Genomic DNA, 24,861 nt, shown 5'->3' with positions numbered 1-24,861 from the left:
CTGACAGCGCTTCCCCCAGCGCTCGCCTGTTAAGGCTTCTCGATGCAGGTAGGCGCCCAGAAACGCGATCGCGTTGAGTGCTATACGATAACGAAGGAAGGAGGTTGCCATAGCTGGGCCTAATAATGCGCACATGCTTCTTTACAGGTTCACGCCTCATGGGAGCAGATCCCATATGGTAGAAGCCGGGTAGTCGTGGTGATACGGTGTGATGCAGTTTGCTCCGGTTGCCCCAGCCTCTGGGCAATCGCTGTCATTAACACGGTATGAGGCTTGTGCACTTGTGATAAGCAGGCACCTTTGAACGCATTCGCCCTTCTGGAAAGCGCGAGTGGTAGATGAACGTTGCACGGTATACAGCCGGGTCGCGAGTTATCGTACAACTGCCTATGCTTGCGCCCGTTACGTGCAGTCTTTGAGTGGAAAACAGCTGTAATTGCAGCACTTAATTGGAATCGAGAAATCTGTTTTCCAGCCAAGGACTGCCGAGACTGATTTTAGTCAATAGAATCAATCTCCTACGGAAATCCTATTAACTGGTGACCGTCACATCCACAGAGCAAAGCCCTCACGCCCGAGCAGCAAAAAATCCAGGAGCTCGAAGCCCGGATCGCCCGTCTTGAGCGGGAGAAATCCATTTTAAAAAAGGCCACCGCGCTCTTGATGTCGGAAGAGCACGAGCGCATGCGCTGATTGATCAGCTCAGTGTCCATGAGCCAATCGAATTGCTGTGCGAAGTGTTCGAGGTACCTCGCTCGTGCTACTACAACCATTGCCTGCGGCGTCGGTCTCCAGACGCCGAGCGGGTTCGTTTACTTAGCCGAGTCAATGAGCTGTTCGGGCAAAGTCGAGGCGCTGCCGGCAGCCGCAGTATCGTGTCGATGATGCAGGCGGATGGCGAGCAAATCGGTCGGTTCAAGGTGCGTAGCTTGATGCGGGAGCTGGGATTAATCAGCAAGCAACCAGGCTCGCATGCTTATAAAAAAGCAACAGTGGAGCGGCCTGACATTCCGAACATTTTGAATCGGGAGTTCGATGTACCCGCGCCCAATCAGGTCTGGTGTGGCGACATCACCTACATCTGGGCGCAAGGAAAATGGCATTACCTGGCGGTGGTTATGGATCTTTACGCGCGTCGGGTGGTGGGCTGGGCGTTTTCGAACAAACCGGATACGGACTTGGTGATCAAGGCGCTGGACATGGCTTATGAGCAACGCGGCAAGCCTCAGGGCCTGCTGTTTCATTCCGACCAGGGCGTCCAATACGGGAGCCGACAGTTTCGCCAGCGGCTTTGGCGATACCGCATACGCCAGAGCATGAGCCGCCGGGGTAATTGCTACGACAACTCGCCGATGGAGCGTGTGTTCCGCAGCTTGAAAACTGAGTGGATACCGACCGTGGGCTACATGACGGTCCAAGAGGCTCAGCGGGATATCAGTCATTACCTGATGCATCGTTACAACTGGATTCGGCCACACCAGTTCAATGATGGAATGGCGCCCGCTCAGTACGAGAAAAACCTTAACGTCGTGTCCGGGATCAGTTGACCACTACACACATCATCAATCACATGGTGCTCTGGCGTGCCTATCAGGGTCTCCCACTTGCCAATCACAGCCTTGTTGCGTAGCCACCCCTCGACGCTGGGTCCAGAGGTCTTAGCCAGTCGCTCAACACCACTTTCCCGCAGGCGCTTTGCAATGGTGGATTTGCCCACACCTGAGACATACAGCTCAAACGCTGTCTTGATCCAAGGTGCAACATCCTCACGTACAGTACCGTCGCTGTTCAGCCACACAGGCGTCATTCGCTTGGGTGCCACACCCTTTTCCTTGGCGTCCTTACGACGCTTCTTGTAGGAGTCTTCAACGCGACGTGAGAGCGTTCTAGAGTATTCATGTGCTGCCTGAATCTTTGCGACAAGCATAAACAGGTGTGGCCCGCCTACAGAGGCTTCTGTGTAAGTGGTGTTGTCGTCGAGTGTGATAATCGACACCCCAGCTCTCAGGATCGGAGCAATCACGTCAGAAAGCATCTGTAGTGCTGGTAGTCGGCCTGTACGGTCTATGGCCTCGACCAGTACAACGTCATCCCTTTTGATATAGCCATCCATGACGGCTTTGAGGAGCTTGCCGAAGTTCCCGCCCTCCTTAACGTGCTCACCGTGAAAGCCGCTTTTACCCAAGTCGGAGTAATTCAGCTTGCTCAACTCATAGTCTTGGTGGTCTAGCAGCCATTTGGCTATCATCCCTTCCTGACGCTCAACGCTGCTCCCCCCTTCTTGGCGAGCGCTTGAGAATCGAATATATGAGATTGCTTGCTTCACGGTGTGCCCCCTGTATTTGCTGGCTGAGATGGTAACAGGGGATCAGTGTTACATGTGAAAACGTTGGGATCAGGGCCTTATGGGCATGAAGGTGGGCGGCAAACGCAAACTGTTCGTGCCTGCCCACCTGGCCTATGGCGACAGAACGATGGGCGCGCACATCAAACCGGGTGCCGACCTGACGTTTGAGATAGAGCTGCTGGAAGTGCTGACCCGCGACGATTGAGCGGGCTGCCTTGCAGGTCGCCTTGAATCGGCCGATGACCTTGGCTGACAGGCATAAGCCTGATTGCTTGTTATCGCGGAAAAAGCCATGCTCCGGGTATGGAATTCAAGGTCTTGGCACAGGAACACGTATGGCGCTCAATAAGTCGACTCAGGAGCTGAAGCGGCACCTGAAAGGGACAGCAACCAATCTGGAAAACACGGCGGAAGAAATTCTCAAACTCGCCTCGCAAATGAAAGATGTCGACGTGACGGCAGTACTGCAGATGGTCAACCGCCTTTACAGCGATGCCGATCAGCTCAAGGCCTATGCCGATGAGGTAAGGGCCAAGCGAATCGTACGCGCCAAGCCACTATGAACCGCTGAAACCAACGTTCAGACGCGCCTCCATCGGTCCAGAGGGCCTTCGATGCTGCCACAGCCCGCCAGAATCAGCGCCAGCCCCAGGCACCTGAACATGCAGAAATGGCGTGGCCGGGTCGGCATGTGCCTGGTGGCGAGCCTTTCGGTTCTGGCGGGCATGACCGATGCCATCGGTTTCATGGCGACCGGCGACTTCGTTTCGTTCATGAGTGGCAACACCACCCGGCTTGCCGTCGCGATCAGTGCCGGCGACCTGAGCGTGACCCTTCGCCTGGCACTCGCCATCTTCGCCTTTATTGCCGGCAATGCGCTGGGCGTCGTCGTTGCACGGCTTGGCGGCCGACGCGCCCTGCCCCTGCTGCTGGGGATCGCCACGCTGCTGTGCGCCGCAGCCGCATGGCCGCTGGAAAGCAATATGCTCGCACTGATCTGGGCCATTCTGGCGATGGGTATGCTCAACGCCGCCGTGGAACAGGTCAACGGGCTGCCGGTCGGCCTGACCTATGTAACCGGCGCGCTGTCGCGTTTCGGGCGTGGCCTGGGCCGCTGGATACTGGGCGAGCGCCGAGATGGCTGGCGCGTGCAACTGGTGCCGTGGGTTGGCATGTTCATCGGGGCGGTCATCGGCGCACTGCTTGAACAACGCCTGGGGCTTAATGCCCTGTTGATCAGCGGCAGCCTGTCGGCATTGCTGGGGCTGGTTTCATTGAAAATCCCGCATCGCTGGCAACGTCAGTACATGCCTCGCTGAACCCTGCGATTCCCATCTGCTGAAATACGTTTACCATACGCCGCCTTTCATAACCGACCTTCGTCATGACCCCTGAAGCACTTGCCATCCTGCAACAGCATCTACTCGCCGCCCTGAACAACGTTCCGACTGAAACCCGCCGCCTGTTTCATGGCCGTGGTCGCGTATGGCCAGGGCTGGAGCACATTACCGTCGACTGGATGCAGGGCGTGGTGCTGGTCTCACTGTTCAAAGAGCCTCTTGAGAACGAACTGGCAGCTCTGACGCAGCTGTTGAACGAGTTGATCGAAACGCCGCAGTGGCAACAAAGTCAGGCCCATACCCTGTTGCTGCAACACCGCTATTTGCCGCAAAGCACTACGCAATGGTTGACCGGCGAGGTCGTCGATGAATGGGTAATCACCGAGAATGGCCTGCGTTATAAAATCGATTTCGGCAAGAAGCAGAACAGCGGTCTATTTCTGGACATGCGCTATGGCCGCGAATGGGTGCAGGCCCAGGCAAAGGGCAAGCGCATCCTGAACCTGTTCGCCTACACCTGCGGCTTTTCGGTCGCAGCCCTAGCCGGTGGTGCAGACCATGTGGTGAACCTGGACATGGCCCGCGCGGCATTGAATCGCGGTCGTGAGAATCACCGGCTCAATGATCAGGATCTGAGCCGGGTGACTTTTCTCGGGCATGACCTGTTCAAGTCATGGGCCAAAGTCACCCGCTCCGGCCCTTATGACCTGATCATCATTGACCCGCCGTCTTTCCAGAAAGGCAGCTTCATGCTCGACAAGGACTACCAGCGAGTCCTGCGCCGTCTGCCAGAGTTGCTGGATGAAGACGGTTCGGTGCTGGCATGCATGAACGATCCGGCATTGGGGCCGGACTTTCTGATTCAGCACACGGCAATCGAGGCACCGTGCCTGCGCTTCGAGCAACGCCTGGAGAACCCGCCGGAATTCCCGGATGCGCGGGTCGATGGCGGCCTGAAGGCTTTGGTGTTCAAGGCTGAAGGCTTGAGTCGGACAGGGTGGGCGTAAACCCTAAAGAATTTAGCCAGCGACGCGCGAGTATCGCTGGCTACCGTCAATGGAACAAGTAACGTTACGGGAAATGCGTTTACAAAGTTTTCACATTCAAGAACAACCCTCATTATAAAAGTCTGACTATTGGCAAACTTTTTGTTTATTTAACACTTCCTGAATGACGGATAAACTTTTTGTGTCAGACAGTAGTTTTTTCCAGGCCACAGCACTAGAGTGATATCAAGTCACCATCATTTGTAAGATGGCCCCCGCCATGAAGTGGTGACACAAAGGGGATCCATAATGCCAATAAGAAATATCGGATTGAACCTCAGGGCGTTTGTCAGCTTTGGCTTTATTTGCTTGCTGCTCGCTGGCCTGGGCATCAACGCACTGTTCAAAATGGAAGGGCTCCACCAGTCCGCCGAGCGGTTACAGAATGACTGGCTGCCCAGCGTGAGGCAGGCAGGCCGCATTAATACCGCAGGCCTGCTGTATCGCCTCGATGCTCGACGCTTCGTGATGGATGACGACAGACGGTCTTCCGAGTCCATGAACAAGCTGACTGGATTGAAAAATTCGTTACTGCAAGAAGCTGACACTTACGGCCCTCTGGTATCAAGCCCGGAAGAAGAGGAAGCCTATCGAAAAGTGAAGGCTGATGCGTCGGCTTACATCGCCAAAATCGATGAACTGGTTGAACTTAGCAAGAACAAGTCCGATAGCGAATTATTCGCATTCATTCGCGATGTAACGAGCCCGCAAGCCAAGGCGTTACAAGCATCGATAGAAAAACTGATCGAAGTCAATATCAAAGGAGCCGAACAATCGGGGTTGGTGGCTGACAGGAATTATCAGAGCGGGCTGACCGTGACCATGACGCTGATTATTCTCGCCATCATTATTACGTTGATTGTTGCCACCTTATTTACGCGCAGCATTGCAAAGCCGGTCAAGGCGCTACTCGACTCCACACGACGGATCGCCGAAGGTGATCTGCGCACGACTGTCGAAATCAACGGGGCAGACGAGCTGACCGAACTGCAAAAAGCCAGTGCAGCGATGCTCTCTAACCTCAAGGGCACCATTCAGCATATTTCCGATGCCTCAGGCCTGCTCGCCTCGGCCGCCGAAGAAATGAGCTCGATCACACAGGATTCCACACAGGGCATGCAGCGTCAGACCCAGGAAACCGAGCAGGCGGCCACGGCGGTCAACCAGATGACAGCCGCCATCGAAGAGGTCGCACGCAACGCTGTTGCGGCCTCTTCCTCTACCCAGGCCTGTGAAAAATCCGCGCAGACTGGCCAGGATTGCGTCGGCCAGACCATCACTGCGCTGGAAAAGCTCAGTCACACCGTGGACAGAACAGGCACAGAAGTAGAGGGCCTCGCCAATCAGGCTCAAAGCATCGCCAAGGTTGTGGACGTGATTCGCGCCATCGCCGAACAGACCAACCTGCTGGCGCTCAACGCCGCCATCGAAGCGGCGCGGGCTGGCGAACAGGGCCGTGGGTTTGCGGTGGTTGCCGATGAGGTCAGGGCGTTGGCACATCGCACGCAGACGTCTACCCAGGAAATAGAACAGATGATCCAAGGTATTCAGAAGAACTCCAATGAAGCCGTCCAGTCGATGAAGCAGAGCAATGCGGAAACCGACGCCACCTTGCTGATCGCCCAGCAGGCCGGGATTGCGATCAAGGACATCACCGCCTCGATCAGTCATATCAATGAACGCAACCTGATGATTGCGACAGCTTCTGAACAGCAAGCGCATGTTGCGCGGTCGGTCGACGAGAACCTGGTTAGCATTCGCGATCTGTCGGCGCAAAGCTCTTCGGCTTCCAGCCAGACCTCCACTGCCAGCTAGGAGCTGTCCCGTCTGGCTGTGGATCTCAACCGTATGGTGTCGAAGTTTTCAATCTGAGACGGGCCTCTCCTTTACTCCGCCTGCCCAAATACCTGACTGGGCCGTCTCAGCGAAGGATCGAAGGGATTGATTCTGGCACTGATGGCCGTGGCTTCACGCTTGAGCAGTTCTACCACGGTCATCAGGCGATCAGGCGCCAAGCGGTCAGAGATAGTTGCCACGCTGAGCGCTGCCACTGCCCGGCCGCTGCGGTCCAGGATCGGCACGGCCAGCCCGGCCATGCCCGGTAGCGCGCCGGTGTTGCGCCCGGCGTAGCCGAGGCGGCGCACGTTTTCGACCTCTGAACGCAGAAACACCTCGTCGTACAGGTGAAAATCCTTGAGCCGTGGCAGGTTGTAGGCAATCACCGTTTCCCGCTCGTCCTCGGGGAGAAACGCGAGAATCGCCAAGCTGCCCTGCCCCACGCCCAACGCAACACGGCCACCAATGTCGCCGGTGAACGTGCGAATCGGGTACGGGCCCTCACTGCGGTCCAGACAGATCGCGTCAAAGCCACTGCGTGCCAGCAGAAACAGCGAGTCGCCCAGCGATGCAGACAGGCGTAACAGACTGGGGCGTACCACGTCGCGCAGATTGCCGGTGTTGCCCGCCTTGGCGGCCAGCGCAAAGAATTCGATGCTCAACCGATAGCGCTTGCTGAGCAGGTCCTGCTCGACCATGCCCTCATCCATCAGGCTGCGCAGCAAGCGGTGCGTGGTGGGTTGCGAGAGCCCGACACGCTGGGCGAGTTGTGTGACCCGCTCGCCGCCCTGGTCGCAATCGCCCAGGCAACGCAATACGGCGAACAGACGCGACACCGCGCCGACGCCCACTTGCGCAGAATCAGTATTCCGATCAGTGGAATTATTCATGAATATATCTCGCTATTTTTCCACTAAAAGAATTAATTCGAAGAAAGATGTTATTCAGTGAAATTGCTTGTTGAGCCCATCCTAGCCTTCGACCTACTCTCAGTCCACAGGGGCGATTTGAACAATCATCGGTAGCCGACTCAGAGCGAGCACCAACGTCCACAGAACTGCATGACTTCATTTCGCATCTGCCCATGACAAACGCGTGCCTCGGCGCGCATGCACACAGGTGGAAGCAGGCATGGCATTTCTGCAGCTCGAAGGTCTCTCCAAACGCTATGGTTCCATAGACGCTGTGGTCGCCACGAACCTGGCCGTCGACAAGGGCGAATTCGTTTCACTGCTCGGCCCTTCCGGCTGCGGCAAAACCACCACTCTGCAAATGATCGCCGGCTTCGTTGAAGTCAGTGACGGGCGCATCGTGCTCGACGGCCGCGACATTACCCACGCCAAGCCCAGCAGTCGGGGTCTGGGCGTTGTATTTCAGAGCTATGCATTGTTTCCGCACATGACCGTGGCCAACAACGTTGCGTTTGGCCTGCGCATGCGCAAGGTGCCTGCTGCCGAGCTGCTACAACGTGTCACACGGGTGCTGGAACTGGTTCGTCTCGGTCAGCATGCCGAGCGCTACCCGCGCGAGTTGTCTGGCGGGCAACGGCAGCGGGTCGCGCTGGCCAGAGCACTGGTGATCGAGCCGCCGGTGCTGCTTCTGGATGAACCGCTGTCCAACCTTGACGCCAACCTGCGCGAAGAGATGCAGTTCGAAATTCGCCGTATTCAGAATGAAGTGGGCATCACCACACTGATGGTTACCCACGATCAGGCCGAAGCCCTGTCGATCAGTGATCGGGTGGTGGTGATGCAGGCCGGACGGATCACGCAGATCGACGAGCCCTACACACTCTACGAGCACCCACGTACGCGCTTTATCTCGGGGTTTGTCGGCAAAGCCAATATGTTGCAGGGCGACCCGGACAGCAGCGGCAACCCGCAGATCCGTCTGCTACCCGGCGATGGCAAGCTGACACTCAGCCTGCGTCCAGAGAAAATTGATCTGGTGGACCCCGGCTGCGGACGGCTGTCGGGGCGTATCGTCACGCGTTATTTTCTCGGCAGCCAGTGGCTGTATCGCATTCAGACCGGCATCGGCGAAATAACCGTAGTACGTCGCAACGACGGCCAGGCACCGCTGGAACAAGGTGCTGCGATCGGCATCGATTGGCCAGCCGAATTGCTGCGCGTGCTGGACGCCGACGAGGTGCGCGCATGAGCCTGATGAGCGAAATGCGTCAGGGTGGCCGCGGTTATTGGCTGTCAGCCCCGGCACTGGCGTTGTATATCGGCTTGCTGGTGCTGCCGCTGGGCCTGACGCTGCTGCTGTCATTCAACGTGTTCGACTATCAGGTCGGGGTGAAAAGCGACAGCTATACGCTGGCCAATTACACGGCCGTGGTCACCGATTCGTATTTCTATGAAATCTTCCTGCGCACCTTCTGGATCAGCGCGCTGGTGACGTTGCTCTGCGTGCTGATCGGTGTGCCGGAGGCCTACATTCTGAGCCGCATGGGCACACCGTGGCGCTCTATCTTCCTGATTCTGATCCTCACGCCGCTGCTGATCTCGGTGGTGGTCCGGGCCTTCGGCTGGAGCCTTCTGTTGGGGGCGGACGGTCTGATCAACCAGGCTATTCAGTTCATGGGCGGTCGCCCGGTGAAACTGCTGTACACCCCGTTTGCCGTGATCATCGCGCTGGTCCACGTCATGTTGCCGTTCATGATCATTCCGGTCTGGACCTCGTTGCAAAAGCTCGACCCCACCGCCGAACAGGCCGCGCTGTCGCTGGGTGCCAGTCAGGCGAAAGTCATGCGCCTGATCGTCCTGCCGCAGGTCATGCCGGGCGTGCTGTCCGGCTCGCTGATTGTCTTTGGCCTGGCCGCCAGTTCGTTTGCCATTCCCGGCCTGCTCGGTGGTCGACGTTTGAAGATGGTCGCCACGGTGATCTACGACCAGTACCTCTCGGAGCTCAACTGGCCGATGGGCGCGACCCTGGCGGTGGCGCTGCTGGTCAACCTGCTGGTCATGCTGTCCTGGAACCGCCTGATCGAAGGTCGTTACAAAAAAACTCTGGGGGAATGATCCATGTCCAAGAACGGTCCTTTGGCTCTGTCGTTTCATACGCTGGTAGTGATCTTCATGATGGCCCCGCTGGTGGTGTGCCTGGTGGCGTTTACCCCGGAAAACACCCTGAGCCTGCCCACTACCGACTTCTCGCTGCGCTGGTTCAAGGCGGTGTTCGAACGCGCCGACTTTATCGACTCGTTCTACAACAGCCTGACTCTGGCGTTTGTGTCCGCAACGCTGGCGACGTTGATCGCGGTGCCTGCTGCGCTGGCGATCACCCGCCATACATTTCCGGGCCGCAACTTTTTCAATGCGCTGTTTCTTTCGCCGATCATCATTCCGCACCTGGTGCTGGGGGTGGCGATGCTGCGCCTGTTTGCGCTGATGGGCGTAAACGGCAGCTTCACCTGGCTGATCTTCGCCCACGTGCTGGTCATCACGCCTTACGTACTGCGTCTGGTGCTGGCGGCGGCGATCGGTATCGACCGCAGCGCCGAACACGCCGCCGAGTCATTGGGGGCCAACCGTTTCACCCTGTTTCGGCAGATCACCCTGCCGATGATCCTGCCCGGCGTGGCAGGCGGCTGGTTGCTGGCGTTCATCAACAGCTTCGATGAAGTCACGCTGTCGATCTTCGTCACCTCGCCTGCTACCCAGACCCTGCCGGTGCACATGTACGTTTACGCCACCGAATCCATTGACCCGATGATGGCTGCCGTATCGGCACTGGTCATCGCCCTCACCGCCGCCACCATGATCCTGCTCGACCGGGTCTATGGGCTGGATCGGGTGCTGGTCGGCAAACACTGATCCGGAGCTTTCACGTTATGGCATTGCTGAAACGACTGGCTGAACATGATCGCCCCGTTCTGCCCTTCACCCTCGATGGGCAACCGGCCAATGGTCTGTTGGGCGACACCGTGCTGACTGCGGTATTGACCGCCAGTGAGCACCTGCGCGGCAGTGACTTCAGTGCCGAGCCGCGCGCCGGGTTCTGCATGATGGGCGCCTGCCAGGACTGCTGGGTAAGACTCGGCAACGGCCAGCGAGTGCGTGCCTGTTCGACGCTGCTGGAAGCTGGCCAAGCGATTATTCGTGAACCGGGGCGGCGGCCATGAGCAAAGACCGCGTTGCCATTATCGGCGCCGGCCCAGCCGGGATTCGCGCTGCCCAGACGCTGCTGGAGCACGGTGTCAAAGCCTGCCTGATCGACGAAGGTCTGCGCGGCGGCGGGCAGATCTATCGTCGCCAGCCAGAGAATTTCCAGCGTCCGGCCAAGGCGCTTTACGGCTTTGAAAGCGGCAAGGCCGTTGCGCTGCATCAGGCACTCGATGCACTGACAACACAGATCGACTACCGACCGCAGACGCTGGTGTGGAACGTCGAAGGCAATCAACTCGATACCCTGCACAACGGAACAGTCGCAACCCTGGATTTCACCCGACTGATTGTCGCCACAGGTGCCACCGACCGCATTCTGCCAGTGCCCGGCTGGACACTGCCCGGCGTGTATAGCCTGGGTGCAGCGCAGATCGCACTTAAATATCAGGGCTGTGCGATTGGCGAACGCGTGGTGTTTTGCGGCAGCGGCCCCTTGCTGTATCTGGTCGCCTATCAGTATGCCAAGGCTGGCGCGAACGTGCTGGCGGTGCTCGACAGCGCGCCGTTTTCAGCCCAATGCAAGGCGCTGCCTGCGCTGCTCGGCCAACCGGCAACCCTTGCCAAGGGCCTGTATTACCGCGCGTGGCTGAGTGCGCATGGCATTCCCGTGCACCAGGGCGCACACCTCACACGCATCAACGGTGACAAACGCGTAGACGGCATTCACTGGCAACGCAACGGCCAATCAGGCCACCTGGCCTGCGACGCAGTAGCCTTTGCCCATGCGCTGCGCAGCGAGACACAACTGGCCGACCTGCTCGGCTGTGAATTCGGTTGGAGCCCGCTTAACCGAGCGTGGCTGCCCATTCGCGATGACTGTGGGCGCAGCAGCGTGCCAGACGTGTATCTGGCAGGCGACGGTGCTGGAATCATGGGCGCAGACGCGGCGGAAATGGCCGGAGAACTGGCCGCGCTCGGGCTGCTGCAAGACAGCGGTGTCACCGTCGACGCCGTGCGTATCAGTGATCTGCAAACCGCACTGCAACGTATCGAACGCTTCCGCCACGGGCTGGAAACCGCGTTTCCGTTCCCTGAGGAATGGGCTGCCAATGTAGCGGATGACACGCTGGTGTGCCGCTGTGAAGAAGTCTCTGCGGGCGATATTCGTACCACCGTGCAGGACGGCCATTGGGAGATCAATCGGGTCAAGGCCATGTGTCGGGTCGGTATGGGCCGCTGTCAGGGCCGGATGTGCGGCCTGGCAGCCGCCGAGATCATCGCCCGCGAGAGCGGCCGGCCAGTTGAGCAGGTCGGCCGTCTACGCGGCCAGGCTCCGATCAAGCCATTGCCGTTCGGCCTGGAGATGCTGCCCGTGGACAAGCAATCAGCGGAGACACAACCATGAGCACGCTGATTGAAAGCGATGCCATTGTTATCGGCGGCGGCATTGTCGGCTCGTCGGCAGCCTTGGCGCTTGCACTGAAGGGCAAGCGTGTCGCCTTGCTGGAGCGCGACTTTTGCGGCTCGCACTCCAGCGGCGTCAATTATGGCGGCGTGCGCCGTCAGGGCAGGCCCTTGTCGCAACTGCCCTTGTCGCAACGGGCGCATCAGATCTGGAGCGGCCTGTGCGAGCTGATCGGTATCGACGGCGAATACCAGCGCTCCGGCCACCTCAAACTGGCGCGCAGCGAGCAGGACATGGATGCGCTGCGCAGCTACGCCGAAGCCAGTCAGGGGTTCGGGCTGGATTTGCAACTGCTGGATCGAAAGCAACTGCGCGCCCGTTACCCTTGGGCGGGCGATGTCGCCGTCGGTGCATCGCTATGCGCCGACGACGGGCACGCCAATCCGCGTCTGGTATCGCCCGCCTTTGCCCGCGCAGCTCGCCGGGCGGGCGCTCAGGTATTCGAGCAGGCGCCGGTCAGCGAAGTCAGTCACGACGGCAACGCCTTCATCGTCACGACCGCCAGCGGCCTGACACTGCGAGCCCCCTGGCTACTGAATTGCGCTGGCGCCTGGGCAGGAGCGCTGGCGGCACAATTCAACGAACCGGTGCCGATGTATTCGGGGCATCCGGCGATGCTGGTGACAGAACCACTGCCGATGTTCATGGACGTCAGCACCGGTGTCGAAGGCGGCGGCATCTATGCCCGGCAGGTGGCACGCGGCAATTGCGTGCTGGGCGGCGGACAAGGCTTTGCCCTCGGCCCGGCACACGCCAGACCAGGACAGGCGGCAGTGCTCGACATCCTGCGCAACGCCGTCGAACTCTACCCGCCACTGGCCGGGGCCCAGGCCATTCGCACCTGGAGCGGCACTGAAGGCTACCTGCCTGATCGCGAACCTGTGTTGGGCCCGAGCCTGACAAGACCAGGCCTGCTGCACGGCTTCGGCTTTGCCGGGGCAGGCTTTCAGATCGGCCCGGCCGCGGGCGAAGCGCTGGCCGAATGGGTCTGCGGCGGTGCCTCAACGATCTCGCTTGAGGCCTTTTCCATCGGCCGCTTCCGCCAGGCAGCTAGCCAACCCACAGAGATAGAACCCGCTACGAACGTCATCCCATTGCACAGAGGAAGGTCGTCCCTATGAAAAGCACCAAACGTCTCGCCCTCACCGGCTTGTCATGCCTGCCCTTGGCGGCCGCACTCGTGTCGTTGCCTGCCCAGGCCGAAACCACGCTGTACCTGGGCATGAACGGCGGAACCATGGAGCGCCTGTATGCCGATCAGGTGCTGCCCGCTTTCGAGAAGGCCAACAACGTCAAGGTGGTGATCGTGCCCGGCACCTCGGCCGACATCCTCGCCAAGGTGCAGGCTAGTAAAGACAACCCGCAGATGCATGTGATTTTTCTCGACGACGGCATCATGTACCGGGCTATTTCCATGGGCCTGTGTGACACCCTGCAGCCCAGCGCCAGTCTGGCTGACCTGCCTGCCAAGGCTAAAATCAAGGAACAGGCAGCGGCTGTCAGCCTGGGTGTGACCGGCCTTGCTTACAACACGCGGATGTTCAAGGAAAAGGGCTGGAGCGCGCCCACCTCGTGGATGGACCTGGCCGACAAACGTTTCAAGGACAAGGTGGTGTTCCAGTCACTGGCCTCCTCGACCTTCGGCCTGCATGGCTTTCTGATGTTCAACCGTATCCAGGGCGGCAGCGAGAAGGACGTCGAACCCGGCTTCAAGGCCTGGCCGAAGACCATCGGCCCGAACGTACTGGAATACATCGCCAGCTCGGCAAAGATCTCGGAAATGGTACAGACCGACGAAGCCGCGCTGTTTCCGCTGACGCCGACGCAGGTGACCGCCTTGAAGATCAAGGGCGTGCCGGTGGAGTACGCCTCGCCCAAGGAGGGCGGCGTAGTGTTGAACGTGGCTGAATGTGCAATCGCCAATAACAACCAGCCAGAGCTGGCCCAGAAGCTGGCGGCCTACCTGCTGACACCGGAAGCACAGGCCCCTGCGCTGGAATTCGGCGATCAGATCCCGTCAAATCCAAAAACCCCGACCTCCGAGAAGACGCGCGCGCAAGTCGAGGCCATGGAAAAGTACCTGGAAACAGCGGTAACCATCGACTGGGATCAAGTCAACCAGATCCGCCCCGAGTGGAACGCACGCTGGAGCCGCAGTATCGAGCGCTAGTCGCAAGCGGCAAGGTCAAAAGGCCGTGCCGTTTACAGGCAAGCACCGGCTGATCACCGCCCGGCAAATTATTTCAACTTATTACCGCACAAGAGAGTCCCACCGTTACGCCCTCTTCTTGAGGCGCATTTAACGGTGGTTCTTTCTTTATGAGTTTTATTGTCTGCATGAGCGTGCTTGGCGTGCTCTTGATGCTATTGGCGCTCACGTCCTCGTACCTGCGCTGGATGCCGGTGACCACATCAGCGGTGTGCCTGGGATTCGGCTTTGGCATCGGGCCGACGGGCCTGGATATCGTCAATCTGGATTTCGAAAAATCCTACGAATGGCTGGAGCGCCTGACCGAGGTGGCGGTGCTGTTTTCCCTGTTCGGTACGGGCATCAAGTTGCGCCTGCCGCTGCGCGGCAAGGCCTGGCACTCTGCCTACTGGCTGGCCGGGCCGGTGATGCTGGCGACCATTGCTGGCGTGACGGTCGCGGGGCACTACATTATCGGCCTGGACTGGGGCGTGTCGTTGTTGCTCGGTGCCATGCTGTCTCCGACCGACCCTGTACTGGCCGGGATGGTCCAGGTGAACAACGCCCAGGACCAGGATCGCCTGCGGTTTGGTCTGTCCGGCGAAGCGGGCCTCAACGACGGGACGGCGTTTCCGTTCGTGATCTTTGCCTTGCTGTACCTGAGTTCCGGGGGCGCAATGAGCGACTGGGTCCAGGGATGGCTGATCAAGGACCTGATCTGGGCGGTTCCGGCCGGTTTGTTGATTGGTTACGGCATGGGCCGCGGCGTTGGCCATCTGATGATCTTTCTGCGCATCAAGAACGCCGACAGCACCACATCACCCAATGACTTTCTGGCGCTGGCATTGATCGCCCTGGCCTACGTGGTCGCGCAAGGTGTGGGAGCCTTCGGTTTTCTTTCGGTCTTTGCCGCCGGATTCGGGCTGCGTCAGGCTGAAGTACGTGTCACGCGCTCAGAGCTGCCATCGGAGCATGTCGCGCAACCGGTCCTGGGGCATATGACTGCATCCCTTGAACAGGGCACAGTAGCGCAGGGCGAAGACATGAGCGACTCGCAACTGGCTGCCGGGGTAATGATGGGCGATATGCTCGCGTTCGGCAGCCTGGTGGAACGCGCGATGGAAGTGTTGCTGATCACCCTGCTGGGCGCTGCGCTGGCGATGTACTGGGACTGGCGCGCGATTGGTCTGGGTATCGCGCTGTTCTGCGTGATTCGTCCTGCCAGCGTTTGGTTGCTGGTGAGTCGTCGCCTGCTCAACGTCCGACAAAAAGCACTGGTTGGATGGTTCGGTATTCGTGGGATCGGCAGTCTTTATTACCTGTGTTTTGCGTTGTCACACGGTCTGGCACACGATGTCGGCCACGTTGTGATCGGCATGACACTTTCGGTCGTAGCGCTGAGCATTCTGGTACACGGCATCAGCATCCAGCCTTTGCTGGAACGTTACGAGCGCAGCGCCGCCGCAAACCCTGATTAACAGGCCTGCTACGGCAAAGGGCCATAGATGAGGTCGATGAGGGTATTGGAAGAAGCAATTGGACTGCGGCATTTCGACTCGGTAGCGTGGCGGCCATGTAGCAGGTGCATAGCCGCCAGTGCAAAGCTTGAGGCGTGCAGCTAATATGTGAGCAGGCTTGGGCACTTTGCCAGCCTGCGCAAAGGCCCGGATGCTGCACCTTGCAAAAGAGCTGAACCCCTGTAGCACGCTGGCCTCCAAACCTGGAATACAGCTCTCTCGATCATTTAGAAGGTGAAATGTCAGAATCCGTCCTGATGGACCGCTTTGCACGTAAAGTCGATTATCTGCGCATGTCGGTCACCGACCGGTGCGATTTCCGCTGCGTGTACTGCATGGCCGAAGAGATGACGTTTTTGCCTCGGCAACAGATTCTGTCGCTGGAGGAAATCCTTCAGGTAGCCGAGCGCTTCGTCGCGCTGGGTACGCGTAAAATTCGTCTTACCGGCGGTGAGCCACTGGTACGCTCCGGCGTCGTGGGTCTGTGCGAAAAGATCGCCGCCCTGCCCGGCCTGCGCGAACTGTGCATGACCACCAACGGTTCACAACTGGACAAACTGGCCGCACCGCTGTTCAAGGCGGGCGTCACCCGTTTGAACATCAGCCTGGACAGCCTCGACCCGCAACGTTTTCGCGAGCTGACCCGCACGGGTGATCTGCACAAGGTCATTGCCGGTATCGACGCCGCCAATGCCGCAGGTTTTGTGCACACCAAGCTCAACTGCGTGGTAATGCATGGTCGCAATGATCACGAGATCAACGACCTGCTGGCGTTCGCCATCGATCGCAATCTGGATGTCTCGTTCATCGAAGAGATGCCGCTGGGCATCATCAGCGAGCACAGCCGTGCCGAGTCCTTCTACTCCAGCGATCAGGTTCGCGAGCGCATTGCCGAACGTTACACGCTGGTGCCTTCCACTGACTCGACCCAAGGGCCATCGCGCTACTGGCGTCTGGCCGAAGCACCAGGCATTCGCATTGGCTTTATCTCACCGCACAGCCATAACTTCTGCGGCACCTGCAATCGCGTGCGTCTGACGGTCGAAGGTCGCTTGTTGCTGTGCCTGGGCAACGAGCACTCCGTGGACTTGAAAGCGGTACTGCGCGCCAATCCCGGTCAGCCTGAGAAACTCGAAAAAGCTATCATCGATGCGATGCAAATCAAGCCGTGGAGCCACAACTTCACCCACGACGATGGCGTGCAGGTGGTGCGCTTCATGAATATGACGGGCGGCTGACAGCCGCCCTGAAGGATAACGCCTCATACGAGGCGTTATTTATTTGCCGGCCTTGCGAAAGAACAAAGTGATCTGCCCGACTTCCACGCCCAGTTTGGTCATCGACGAACGATTGGCCATGGTCTGCTTGTCGATCAGGTACATCCAGTCATCCAGGCTGACGTCATACTCGGTGCCGTCCACCGGCAACCTGAGCACATAGTTCCAGTGGAAGCTGTTGCCTGACACTTCGCCATAGGCCTCGCCAACCACGTCACCTGCCGTGCCCTTCCAGCGTCCCGGGCCGTCAGGACGCAAACGCCACTCCCGGACCTGCTTGGTGCCATCGCTGTAGCTGAAGGCCTCGTGCATGACCAGCACTTCGCCTTCACTGTGCCCGTCGATCACCACGGTAAAGCGCTTGGTGACTTCACCGGAGCGCTTTTGAAACATTCCCCAGGCCTCGACACGCCCGGTGAAGTACTGGCGCAGATCGAGCTTGGGATCTTCCTGACTGTAACGGGTTACCGGCACACCGCCGCAGCCGCTCAGTACAAGCCCCGCAAACAACATCAACATCCACTTTCTCAGCATGCGCCCTCCTTGATGGGTCATGAGCCGGTACTGCCGAGCAACTGCTCACGCAGCTCGGGGTTACGGGTTTTCGGGTCAAGCCAGATGGAAAAGAAAGCCTTGGCGAACTCACTGTCGGGCACGACATGCTGGAGTTTGTCGCCGACATAGAAACGCGCTTCGCGGCCGGGCAGGTAAACCCCGGTAATCTTCATGCCCGGCTTAACATCGACAAATGACTGGTTCATTTGCTGACGCCATTGCGCCAGTTGCTGATCGTTCACCTTCGACCCGGAAATACGCTTGATCTCATCGATACTGGCATCGACCAGATCTTCGCGGTCAATATCGCGATGGTAAGTCAGCTCAAGAGCCAGCGGCGCACTCGCTACAAAGGGCTTGGCGGGACTAAGCAACCTGGCCGTGTAGACACGAAAGCCGAACAGGCTGAGATCACCGCCACCGACAACCTGGGCATTGGGCAATGCCTCCCGCCAATCCGCCGAAGCGCCAGCGCTGAGCAACATTACCAACCATAGCCATCGTGGCGCACGCATCGGCAACCTCTGTGTAGGTCAGGTGCAGGCGCTGCCATGAAAGCATCGGCAGGCCGGGAATGAGAGAAGCCAGATAACTGACTCATGGCCGGAATCTATACCAGCAAAAACACTTTGTACAACCAATAAGGCAATTACCCTTTCGGGCGCTGAAAATAAAAAAGCCTGTTCCCGATCAGGTTCGGGAACAGGCTTCAGGGCTCAATACTTATCGCACCTTGAATTCAGGCGACCTGAGAGTGTGCCTGCAGACGGCTCTTTTGCCATTCGCCTTTCAGCGCCTGCAGCGTATTTTCCACATATGTGCGGTCGGCCGCCGCTTTTTTGCCGACATAACCCTGACCGCGGCGAAACATCTTCAGCGCAGTGCGCATCTGTGGATGAGCGTCACGGAATTCGTCTTCCTGGGTGAATGGCGACATGGCGTCGACATGGACTTCACCCGAATCGGCAATCCATACGATGTGGTTATCCAGCGTGTCTTTGCATACTGCAAACAGACGAGCCAGTTCATCAATAGTCGGTTGCTTGTTGATATTCATGTTGATGCTCCTTCGCTCGTAGACCGTTCAATAATTGATACATCAAGTTCATGCGCCAGAGCGTCGTCAATGCAACACACGTAAGTGTTGGTCGAATGTCGCTCCAGCCCCTCAAGGACATGCAGGTAGCCTTGATGAAGAGCCGCTACACAGCGGCATCAGCGCAGAGAGAAGAAGTCACGAAACCCAAGGACCTGACCCAGGATCGGCAATCGATCCATTACAAGCATCATGAGGACGTTTCGCCAGCTTCTCGCCCATATCGACGACAAATGCCAGTTCAGCTCCATCAATCTGCCTTGTGGGCAGCCTACATCCGGGAACATCTCGACGGCTTGCCGAGCCTGTTCAGTACACTTTGCAGCGCTCCCGATCGGGGAGACAGCTGCATAATGCAAAAGGAAAACGGGGACGTCAACGATTATGTAGTGAATATTTTTATCCACTACATAATCGTATGCGGGGCGGGGGGTTAGGCGAAAAGGTGACTGGAGGGTCACGGGTGGGGCCAAGCGCCTGCTTAATTGAGGCCTGATAGCTTGCCCGGTGGATGTGGGAAGTGAGCTTGCTCACGAAGAGGACCCTACGGACAATCAAGGTACGACCCACCACCACTCCAGCCAGCGCCCTATGATTTGACGCAGTGCCAAAGCTGAAGTTGTACCTTTGACGGCGCCTTAAGGAAACTCTGAAAAAGACTTCCTAATTTGGCAAAATCTCCGGACACCAGTCGCCGAGCTTTTCGATGATGAAACAGATGACCTTCGCCGACGCCGAGTATGCCGGCAAGCGCAAGCAGACCCGTAAGGAATTGTTCCTGATCGAGATGGATCAGGTGGTGCCCTGGAAAGGTTTGATTGCCCTGATTGAGCCCTATTATCCAAAAGGAGAAGGTGGCCGGCCCGCCTACCCACTGATGGCGATGCTGCGTGTTCATCTGATGCAGAACTGGTTCGGCTACAGCGATCCGGCGATGGAAGAAGCGCTGTATGAGACGACCATCCTGCGTCAGTTTTCAGGCCTGAGCCTGGAGCGAATTCCAGACGAAACCACCATTCTCAACTTCCGTCGTCTGCTGGAAAAGCACGAGTTGGCGACCGGGATTCTCGGCGTAATTAATGGTTATCTGGGCGACCGTGGCTTGTCGTTGCGTCAAGGCACCATCGTCGATGCCACGCTGATTCACGCGCCCAGTTCGACCAAGAACAAGGATGGCAAACGCGATCCTGAGATGCATCAAACCAAGAAAGGTAACCAGTACTATTTCGGCGCCAAGGCTCATATCGGCGCCGACGACATGTGGCAGACGTCACGCAGGTTGCCAAACTGCTGCACGGCGAGGAAAACGTAGTCTGCGCCGACGCAGGTTACACCGGGGTCGAGAAGCGCGAAGAACACGCCGGGCGCAAGGTCATTTGGCAGATTGCCGCCCGCCGCAGCACTTACAAAAAGCACGGAAAACGCAGTATTTTGTACAAGGCGATCCGCAAAATCGAGAAGGCCAAGGCCCAGGTTCGCGCCAAGGTCGAGCATCCGTTTCGGGTCATCAAACGCCAGTTTGGCTATGAAAAAGTGCGCTTTCGGGGCTTGGCCAAGAACACCGCGCAGATGGTGACGTTGTTCGCCCTGTCAAACCTGTGGATGGCCCGCCGACATTTGTTGGCGAGCGCAGGAGAGGTGCGCGTGTAATGCAGGAAATGGTTACCGCAAAAGGCTTTGCAGCGGCCGAAAGAGCTAAAAAGCGAAGATAATTGAGCAAATTTCGACATGCATCGTTTTTTGAAAAGTGCTGAGGACTCGGTAGCCGGAAAACATCCGGCTACTTCAGACCTTCCCTAATGCGTTGTACTTGTAGTCGGCAATTTTGTAGATGTTTGCTTGATAGACTTCGCTCAGACGGCCTTGGCTGTCGTAGGTAAATCGACGGCCGTTGATCTGCATGTGGTTACCCGCAGCGTCCATAGGCAGTGTGGAGCCATTGACGCTGATCAGTCGGTTGCTGTCGCTGGCATAGTTTAACGACTGGGTGTCAGTGGCATCGCTTGTAGTAAAGCTGGTGGTAGTACGTTGCGTCCTGTTGCCTGTAGCGTCGAAGCTGTAAGCCTTTTTGACGCTGTTGGTTTGCTCCTGAGTCAGACGGCCCAGCGCATCATATTCATACTGGACCGCGCCCCACAGGCTGGTGGCCGTTTCGGAAATGTTGCTGTCAGCGTCGTAACGATAAGTCGTCTGCCAGTTACCGACTTGCTGCTGGGTCAGTTGATAATCCTGGTCATAGGTTCTCGACAGCAGGATACCGTTGCCCCAGGTCAGCGAATTGACTGGGCCGAATGGCTGGTAGGAAATGTTGCTTGCCAGTGTCGCCGTCTTGTTGCCAATTGCCAGCTTGACGCCTGTTACCTGTGCCGCGCTATTGCGGGTGTAGGTCAGGTTGATACTTGATGGATAGCCGATTTGCACCAGATTACGGGCAGCGTCATAACCGTAATTCAGTGTTTCGTAATAGTCACCGCTGTTGACGCCCACCGAGCGGTGCTGCCTGACCAGATTGCCCTTGGCGTCGTAGGTATACGTCAGAACACCAGCGCTGTCCTGTAGCCCTGTCAGGTGGCCAATCCCGAGATTGCCATCAGCGGTCTGGTCGTAGAGAAACTTGATATTGAGCGCAGGTGTGGCGGGATAGCTTTTGCTGGTCAGGCGATTGAGCGCGTCGTAGGCGTACTCGGTCACAACCCCACGTGCATCAGTGCTGCGAATGAGATTGTTGGCCTCGTCGTAGGCGTAAGTGCTGGTCCCACCATCAGGGCTTTTGCTACTGATCCGGTTTCCTAGACTGTCGTAGGTGTACAGCGTCGTCACGCCACGCGGGTCAACCACTTTGGTGACCTTGTCATCCGAGTTGTAACCCAAGGCAGTCACGCCCTGCAGAGGATCGACGATCTTGCTGACTCGATTCAGAGCATCGAACGCCTGCTGCGTTTTGTGATTACGCGGCGTGGTATCACTTGACTGATTGTCGTTCAGGTCATAGCCATAACGCTGCGTCTGATCACCAGCACCCACTACCCGGATCAGACGGCCTAGCTCATCAAATACCCGGCGCTGAAGATGGACCACGGTTCCATTGACGTCTTTGGTCCGCTCTGCCGTACGGTTGCCCATTGGGTCCAGGGTGTAATTGATACTTTCACCGAGCCGATTACGCACGCCGATAAGACGACGGGCATCGTCATAGCTGTACTTGACCCAGTTGCCATCCGCCGTGGTGACTTGTAGCAAGTCGCCAACTTCGTTGTAGGCATACTGGGTAGTCGACGAGTCAATCGTCAGGCTGGCAAGCCAACCTTGCGGGGTGTAGCTGAGCGTCGTCACCACCCCGTTAGGGTCGGTTATGCTTTGTGGATTGCCGTAACTGTCAAAACTGGCAAGCGCATAGACCTGACCCAGCGCGTTGGTCACAGTAGTAAGGTTGCCTTGAGCATCGTATGCGTACTGAGTGACGTCATTCACGTCAGTACGTGCGCCGTCGATACTTGCAACCTGCCCTAGCGCTGTGTAGGTGCGACTGATGGTACTTGCGTGGGCGGATAATGCCAGCCAGGTGCAGGCAACCCCCACCACTACCTTGCGCAAGAAATAAACGGTCATGCTCAGATCCTTGAAATAGAAAGTGCTCATCGGGATGTGCTCTGCCGACTGAGCTCACGTCCTTGATTGTCGTAGCTATACACAGTGATGCGATTGGGTTCAATTACCTTGATCGGGAGAAAACGATTGGGGTCCCATTCCGTTGTGGTGGTGCGCGCCAACGTAGTACCACTGGCCTCGGTGCGGCTGATTTCGAATCCCCGATCGTTATAGTCGTAATTTGTGACCAGACCTTTGGCGTCTGTTTTGGTCAGTACGAGGCCTCGGTCGTTATAGGTGTAAGTGGAGTTGCTGGCCGGACAGTTTGGAGACGGTTCACCGTCGATTGCAATAATTCTCTTCACACCATCGATCTGTTGATAGCGGTATACCGTGGTCTTGCCCAGTTCGTTGGTAACCGAACTCGAACCGTCGGCATTATAAGCTATCTGAGTCAGCCCAGCCCCACCGCTATGCTGACTGCTGACTGCCCTTCCAGAGTCATCATAAGACCAAGTTGCGAAACGAACCCCGCGCTCATCAGTTATACCTATGAGCAAACCCGGATTGCGAGAGTCTTCATACTGATAACTTCGGTGAGAAGTTTGGATCCGCAAAGAAATGACCGCCTGGGGCGGTCATGATGAGAAGATAAATATAAAACACCGAGAGTGTCACCTGTAACAGCGATGACAATCTCGGTGGATAGAAGTTGCAACTTTTTTCTATTCAACCCATACGTTTTTATAATTGATTAACGCAGGTTGGTTTTCGCCAGCTCCAGCACCTCACTGCCCCGCCCGCTCATGATCGCGCGCATCATGTACAGGCTGAAGCCCTTGGCCTGGGCCAGCTTGATTTTCGGCGGGATGCCCAGCTCCTGCTTGGCAGTGACCACGTCGATCAGCACCGGACCGGGATGATCGAACGCCTTGCGCAACGCTGCAGGTAGCTCTTCGGCATTCTCGACACGCAGGCTGAGAATGCCTGCGCCCAAGGCGATGCCGGCGAAGTTGGTTTCATGCAGGTCGGTGCCGTGCGGCACGTAGCCACTGGCTTTCATTTCCATGTCGACAAAGCCCAGCGAGCTGTTGTTGAACACCACCATTTTGATCGGCAGGTTCAGTTGGCGGATGCTCAGCAAATCTCCCAACAACATCGACAGGCCACCATCGCCACACAACGCCACCACCTGACGCTCAGGGTGCTCGGCCTTCGCGCCCAGCGCCTGAGGCAAGGCGTTGGCCATCGAGCCGTGGTTGAACGAGCCGAGCAGACTGCGCTTGCCGTTCATGTGCAGGTAGCGTGCGGCCCACAGCGTTGGCGTGCCGACATCGACGGTAAAGATTGCATCGGCGTCGGCCTGTTCATCGACCAGACGGGTGAGGTATTGCGGGTGAATAGGCGTGCCGTCTGGCGTAGGCGTGGCCAGTTCGTCCAGCTCTTCACGGGCCTTGGCGTAGTGCTTGAGGGCCTTGTCGAGGAAGCGGCGGTCGGCGTGCGGCTTGAGTTTTGGCTGCAATGCGTCGAGGGTTTCCCGTACCCCGCCGACCAGACCGAGCGCCACCGGCGTGCGGCGGCCCAACTGCGTAGGGTCGAGGTCGATCTGGATGATGTTGGCCTTTTCCGGGTAGAAATTCCGATATGGGAAGCTGCTGCCGAGAATCACCAGCGTGTCGCAGGACAGCATGGCGTGATAGCCGGAGCTGAAGCCGATCAGGCCGGTCATGCCGACGTCGAACGGGTTGTCGTATTCAACGTGCTGCTTGCCACGCAAGGCATGAACAATGGGGGCGCCCAGCGTATCGGCCAGTGCAAGAATCTGCTCGTGAGCATCTGCACAGCCTGCACCGCACAGCAAGGTCACGGCTTTCGAGTCGTTGAGCATGTCGGCCATCGACTGCAAGTCGTTGTCTGCCGGGACGACAGCTGGCGGCGTGGGGGCAATCCATTTCGCAGCTACATCAGGGGATTCGCTGAGCGCTACATCGCCGGGCAAGACGATAACGGCAACACCTTTCTGGCTGATTGCCGCGCGCATGGCACGTTCCAGCACACGGGGGAATTGCTCGGGGTTGCTAACCAGTTCGACGAAGTGGCTGCACTCCTTGAACAGCTCCTGCGGGTGGGTTTCCTGAAAGTAATCCAGGCCGATTTCCGAGGAAGGAATGTGCGCAGCAATTGCCAGCACCGGCACGCGGTTGCGATGGCAGTCGTACAGGCCATTGATCAGGTGCAGGTTGCCCGGTCCGCAGCTGCCTGCACAGACCGCCAGCTTGCCGCTGGATGCCGCCTGGGCACCGGCGGCGAAGGCTGCGACTTCTTCATGACGGGTGTGCATCCAGCGAATCGAATCGGTGCGTTCCAGGCTGTCGGTCAGGCCGTTGAGGCTGTCACCGGACACCCCCCAGATGTGGGAAACACCCGCCGCTGCGAGGGTTTGCGCAAGATGGTCGGCGATGGTCTTGGACATTAGGGGTTCCTTGTCGAGGCA

The 24,861-nt window shown here is 58.0% G+C and carries 20 protein-coding genes and 4 pseudogenes; 16 read left to right on the top strand and 8 right to left on the bottom strand.

The genetic code is table 11. The features are described from left to right. Positions 1-552 precede the first annotated feature (552 nt). Positions 553-1,547, top strand: a pseudogene (locus tag LJU29_RS12755) (IS3 family transposase); the annotation flags it as partial. On the opposite strand, the gene LJU29_RS12750 reads toward LJU29_RS12755, so the two are convergent. Continuing rightward, on the bottom strand, positions 1,505-2,326 hold the full coding sequence (locus tag LJU29_RS12750) for a recombinase family protein (RefSeq protein WP_257112528.1): 822 nt from the start codon (positions 2,324-2,326) through the stop codon (positions 1,505-1,507). The pseudogene LJU29_RS12755 and the gene LJU29_RS12750 overlap by 43 nt on opposite strands. Before the next feature lie 58 nt (positions 2,327-2,384). Between LJU29_RS12750 and LJU29_RS12745 the strand changes: the two are divergent. The 5 genes and pseudogenes from LJU29_RS12745 to LJU29_RS12725 form a co-directional block, all read left to right on the top strand. Further along, positions 2,385-2,552, top strand: a pseudogene (locus LJU29_RS12745) (FKBP-type peptidyl-prolyl cis-trans isomerase); the annotation flags it as partial. A gap of 130 nt (positions 2,553-2,682) precedes the next feature. After that, a complete protein-coding gene (locus LJU29_RS12740) occupies positions 2,683-2,910 on the top strand; it encodes a hypothetical protein (protein ID WP_002553778.1) in 228 nt (75 codons plus the stop codon). Positions 2,911-2,961: 51 nt separating this feature from the next. After that, entirely contained in the window at positions 2,962-3,666 is a 705-nt protein-coding gene (locus tag LJU29_RS12735; protein WP_002553779.1) for a YoaK family protein, read from the top strand. 65 nt (positions 3,667-3,731) lie between these two features. After that, the gene (locus LJU29_RS12730) at positions 3,732-4,694 is read left to right on the top strand and encodes a class I SAM-dependent methyltransferase (protein ID WP_005755818.1); all 963 of its coding nucleotides are present in this window, start codon (positions 3,732-3,734) and stop codon (positions 4,692-4,694) included. Positions 4,695-5,081: 387 nt separating this feature from the next. Then, positions 5,082-6,548 carry a methyl-accepting chemotaxis protein gene (locus tag LJU29_RS12725; RefSeq protein ID WP_257112723.1) on the top strand — a complete coding sequence of 489 codons (1,467 nt, stop codon included), beginning with the start codon at positions 5,082-5,084 and terminating at the stop codon, positions 6,546-6,548. Between the two features lie 71 nt (positions 6,549-6,619). Here LJU29_RS12725 and LJU29_RS12720 read toward each other — a convergent pair whose 3' ends face one another. Further along, a complete protein-coding gene (locus tag LJU29_RS12720) occupies positions 6,620-7,459 on the bottom strand; it encodes an IclR family transcriptional regulator (RefSeq protein ID WP_122322572.1) in 840 nt (279 codons plus the stop codon). Positions 7,460-7,700: 241 nt separating this feature from the next. On the opposite strand from LJU29_RS12720, the gene LJU29_RS12715 reads away from it, so the two are divergent. The 9 genes from LJU29_RS12715 to moaA all read left to right on the top strand — a co-directional run bounded on the left by LJU29_RS12715 (position 7,701) and on the right by moaA (position 17,089). Then, complete coding sequence (locus tag LJU29_RS12715; protein WP_257112527.1) at positions 7,701-8,729, top strand: ABC transporter ATP-binding protein; 1,029 nt, start codon at positions 7,701-7,703, stop codon at positions 8,727-8,729. After that, entirely contained in the window at positions 8,726-9,595 is an 870-nt protein-coding gene (locus LJU29_RS12710; RefSeq protein ID WP_257112526.1) for an ABC transporter permease, read from the top strand. Before LJU29_RS12715 ends, LJU29_RS12710 begins: the two co-directional genes overlap by 4 nt. A 3-nt stretch (positions 9,596-9,598) precedes the next feature. Then, entirely contained in the window at positions 9,599-10,390 is a 792-nt protein-coding gene (locus LJU29_RS12705; RefSeq protein ID WP_257112525.1) for an ABC transporter permease, read from the top strand. Positions 10,391-10,407: 17 nt separating this feature from the next. Beyond that, on the top strand, positions 10,408-10,698 hold the full coding sequence (locus LJU29_RS12700) for a (2Fe-2S)-binding protein (protein WP_002553787.1): 291 nt from the start codon (positions 10,408-10,410) through the stop codon (positions 10,696-10,698). Further along, complete coding sequence (locus LJU29_RS12695; protein WP_057453338.1) at positions 10,695-12,086, top strand: FAD/NAD(P)-dependent oxidoreductase; 1,392 nt, start codon at positions 10,695-10,697, stop codon at positions 12,084-12,086. Before LJU29_RS12700 ends, LJU29_RS12695 begins: the two co-directional genes overlap by 4 nt. Next, complete coding sequence (locus LJU29_RS12690) at positions 12,083-13,267, top strand: NAD(P)/FAD-dependent oxidoreductase (protein ID WP_257112522.1); 1,185 nt, start codon at positions 12,083-12,085, stop codon at positions 13,265-13,267. Before LJU29_RS12695 ends, LJU29_RS12690 begins: the two co-directional genes overlap by 4 nt. Beyond that, the gene (locus LJU29_RS12685) at positions 13,264-14,316 is read left to right on the top strand and encodes an ABC transporter substrate-binding protein (protein ID WP_257112521.1); all 1,053 of its coding nucleotides are present in this window, start codon (positions 13,264-13,266) and stop codon (positions 14,314-14,316) included. Before LJU29_RS12690 ends, LJU29_RS12685 begins: the two co-directional genes overlap by 4 nt. Positions 14,317-14,465: 149 nt before the next feature. Next, entirely contained in the window at positions 14,466-15,812 is a 1,347-nt protein-coding gene (locus tag LJU29_RS12680) for a cation:proton antiporter (protein WP_257112520.1), read from the top strand. A gap of 278 nt (positions 15,813-16,090) precedes the next feature. Beyond that, entirely contained in the window at positions 16,091-17,089 is a 999-nt protein-coding gene (gene moaA, locus LJU29_RS12675; protein WP_257112519.1) for a GTP 3',8-cyclase MoaA, read from the top strand. A 39-nt stretch (positions 17,090-17,128) separates the two neighbouring features. On the opposite strand, the gene LJU29_RS12670 is transcribed toward moaA, so the two are convergent. From LJU29_RS12670 to LJU29_RS12660, 3 genes are all read right to left on the bottom strand, one after another. Then, a complete protein-coding gene (locus tag LJU29_RS12670; RefSeq protein WP_257112518.1) occupies positions 17,129-17,662 on the bottom strand; it encodes a DUF3833 domain-containing protein in 534 nt (177 codons plus the stop codon). A 17-nt stretch (positions 17,663-17,679) separates the two neighbouring features. Beyond that, positions 17,680-18,198, bottom strand: coding sequence for a chalcone isomerase family protein (locus LJU29_RS12665; RefSeq protein ID WP_002553794.1), 519 nt, complete (start codon positions 18,196-18,198; stop codon positions 17,680-17,682). 224 nt (positions 18,199-18,422) lie between these two features. Then, a complete protein-coding gene (locus LJU29_RS12660) occupies positions 18,423-18,740 on the bottom strand; it encodes a hypothetical protein (RefSeq protein ID WP_005755789.1) in 318 nt (105 codons plus the stop codon). Positions 18,741-19,488: 748 nt separating this feature from the next. On the opposite strand from LJU29_RS12660, the pseudogene LJU29_RS12655 reads away from it, so the two are divergent. Then, positions 19,489-20,429, top strand: a pseudogene (locus LJU29_RS12655) (IS5 family transposase). A gap of 141 nt (positions 20,430-20,570) precedes the next feature. Here LJU29_RS12655 and LJU29_RS12650 read toward each other — a convergent pair. The 3 genes and pseudogenes from LJU29_RS12650 to poxB all read right to left on the bottom strand — a co-directional run. Continuing rightward, positions 20,571-22,418: pseudogene (locus LJU29_RS12650) on the bottom strand (RHS repeat protein); the annotation flags it as partial. Next, a complete protein-coding gene (locus LJU29_RS12645) occupies positions 22,415-22,984 on the bottom strand; it encodes an RHS repeat protein (protein ID WP_235663049.1) in 570 nt (189 codons plus the stop codon). The pseudogene LJU29_RS12650 and the gene LJU29_RS12645, both read right to left, overlap by 4 nt. 137 nt (positions 22,985-23,121) lie before the next feature. Continuing rightward, positions 23,122-24,840: a ubiquinone-dependent pyruvate dehydrogenase gene (gene poxB / locus LJU29_RS12640; RefSeq protein WP_257112516.1), complete on the bottom strand. Its 1,719-nt coding sequence runs from the start codon at positions 24,838-24,840 to the stop codon at positions 23,122-23,124. Positions 24,841-24,861: the final 21 nt, after the last annotated feature.

The sequence above is a fragment of the Pseudomonas ficuserectae genome (genome assembly GCF_024584585.1).
Classification (GTDB): Bacteria; Pseudomonadota; Gammaproteobacteria; order Pseudomonadales; family Pseudomonadaceae; genus Aquipseudomonas; species Aquipseudomonas amygdali.
The sequence above is the reverse complement of the archived record's forward strand: the minus strand, read 5'-3'. Positions and strand labels throughout refer to the sequence as shown.

Excerpts from the sequence above, each read along its gene's own strand:
- LJU29_RS12665 (WP_002553794.1), bottom strand. The coding sequence starts at position 18,198 with ATGCGTGCGCCACGATGGCTATGGTTGGTAATGTTGCTCAGCGCTGGC.
- LJU29_RS12735 (WP_002553779.1), top strand. The coding sequence starts at position 2,962 with ATGCTGCCACAGCCCGCCAGAATCAGCGCCAGCCCCAGGCACCTGAAC.
- LJU29_RS12740 (WP_002553778.1), top strand. The coding sequence starts at position 2,683 with ATGGCGCTCAATAAGTCGACTCAGGAGCTGAAGCGGCACCTGAAAGGG.
- LJU29_RS12705 (WP_257112525.1), top strand. The coding sequence starts at position 9,599 with ATGTCCAAGAACGGTCCTTTGGCTCTGTCGTTTCATACGCTGGTAGTG.
- LJU29_RS12685 (WP_257112521.1), top strand. The coding sequence starts at position 13,264 with ATGAAAAGCACCAAACGTCTCGCCCTCACCGGCTTGTCATGCCTGCCC.
- LJU29_RS12700 (WP_002553787.1), top strand. The coding sequence starts at position 10,408 with ATGGCATTGCTGAAACGACTGGCTGAACATGATCGCCCCGTTCTGCCC.
- poxB (WP_257112516.1), bottom strand. The coding sequence starts at position 24,840 with ATGTCCAAGACCATCGCCGACCATCTTGCGCAAACCCTCGCAGCGGCG.
- LJU29_RS12670 (WP_257112518.1), bottom strand. The coding sequence starts at position 17,662 with ATGCTGAGAAAGTGGATGTTGATGTTGTTTGCGGGGCTTGTACTGAGC.
- moaA (WP_257112519.1), top strand. The coding sequence starts at position 16,091 with ATGTCAGAATCCGTCCTGATGGACCGCTTTGCACGTAAAGTCGATTAT.
- LJU29_RS12730 (WP_005755818.1), top strand. The coding sequence starts at position 3,732 with ATGACCCCTGAAGCACTTGCCATCCTGCAACAGCATCTACTCGCCGCC.
- LJU29_RS12710 (WP_257112526.1), top strand. The coding sequence starts at position 8,726 with ATGAGCCTGATGAGCGAAATGCGTCAGGGTGGCCGCGGTTATTGGCTG.
- LJU29_RS12680 (WP_257112520.1), top strand. The coding sequence starts at position 14,466 with ATGAGTTTTATTGTCTGCATGAGCGTGCTTGGCGTGCTCTTGATGCTA.
- LJU29_RS12695 (WP_057453338.1), top strand. The coding sequence starts at position 10,695 with ATGAGCAAAGACCGCGTTGCCATTATCGGCGCCGGCCCAGCCGGGATT.
- LJU29_RS12715 (WP_257112527.1), top strand. The coding sequence starts at position 7,701 with ATGGCATTTCTGCAGCTCGAAGGTCTCTCCAAACGCTATGGTTCCATA.
- LJU29_RS12690 (WP_257112522.1), top strand. The coding sequence starts at position 12,083 with ATGAGCACGCTGATTGAAAGCGATGCCATTGTTATCGGCGGCGGCATT.
- LJU29_RS12725 (WP_257112723.1), top strand. The coding sequence starts at position 5,082 with ATGGAAGGGCTCCACCAGTCCGCCGAGCGGTTACAGAATGACTGGCTG.
- LJU29_RS12720 (WP_122322572.1), bottom strand. The coding sequence starts at position 7,459 with ATGAATAATTCCACTGATCGGAATACTGATTCTGCGCAAGTGGGCGTC.
- LJU29_RS12660 (WP_005755789.1), bottom strand. The coding sequence starts at position 18,740 with ATGAATATCAACAAGCAACCGACTATTGATGAACTGGCTCGTCTGTTT.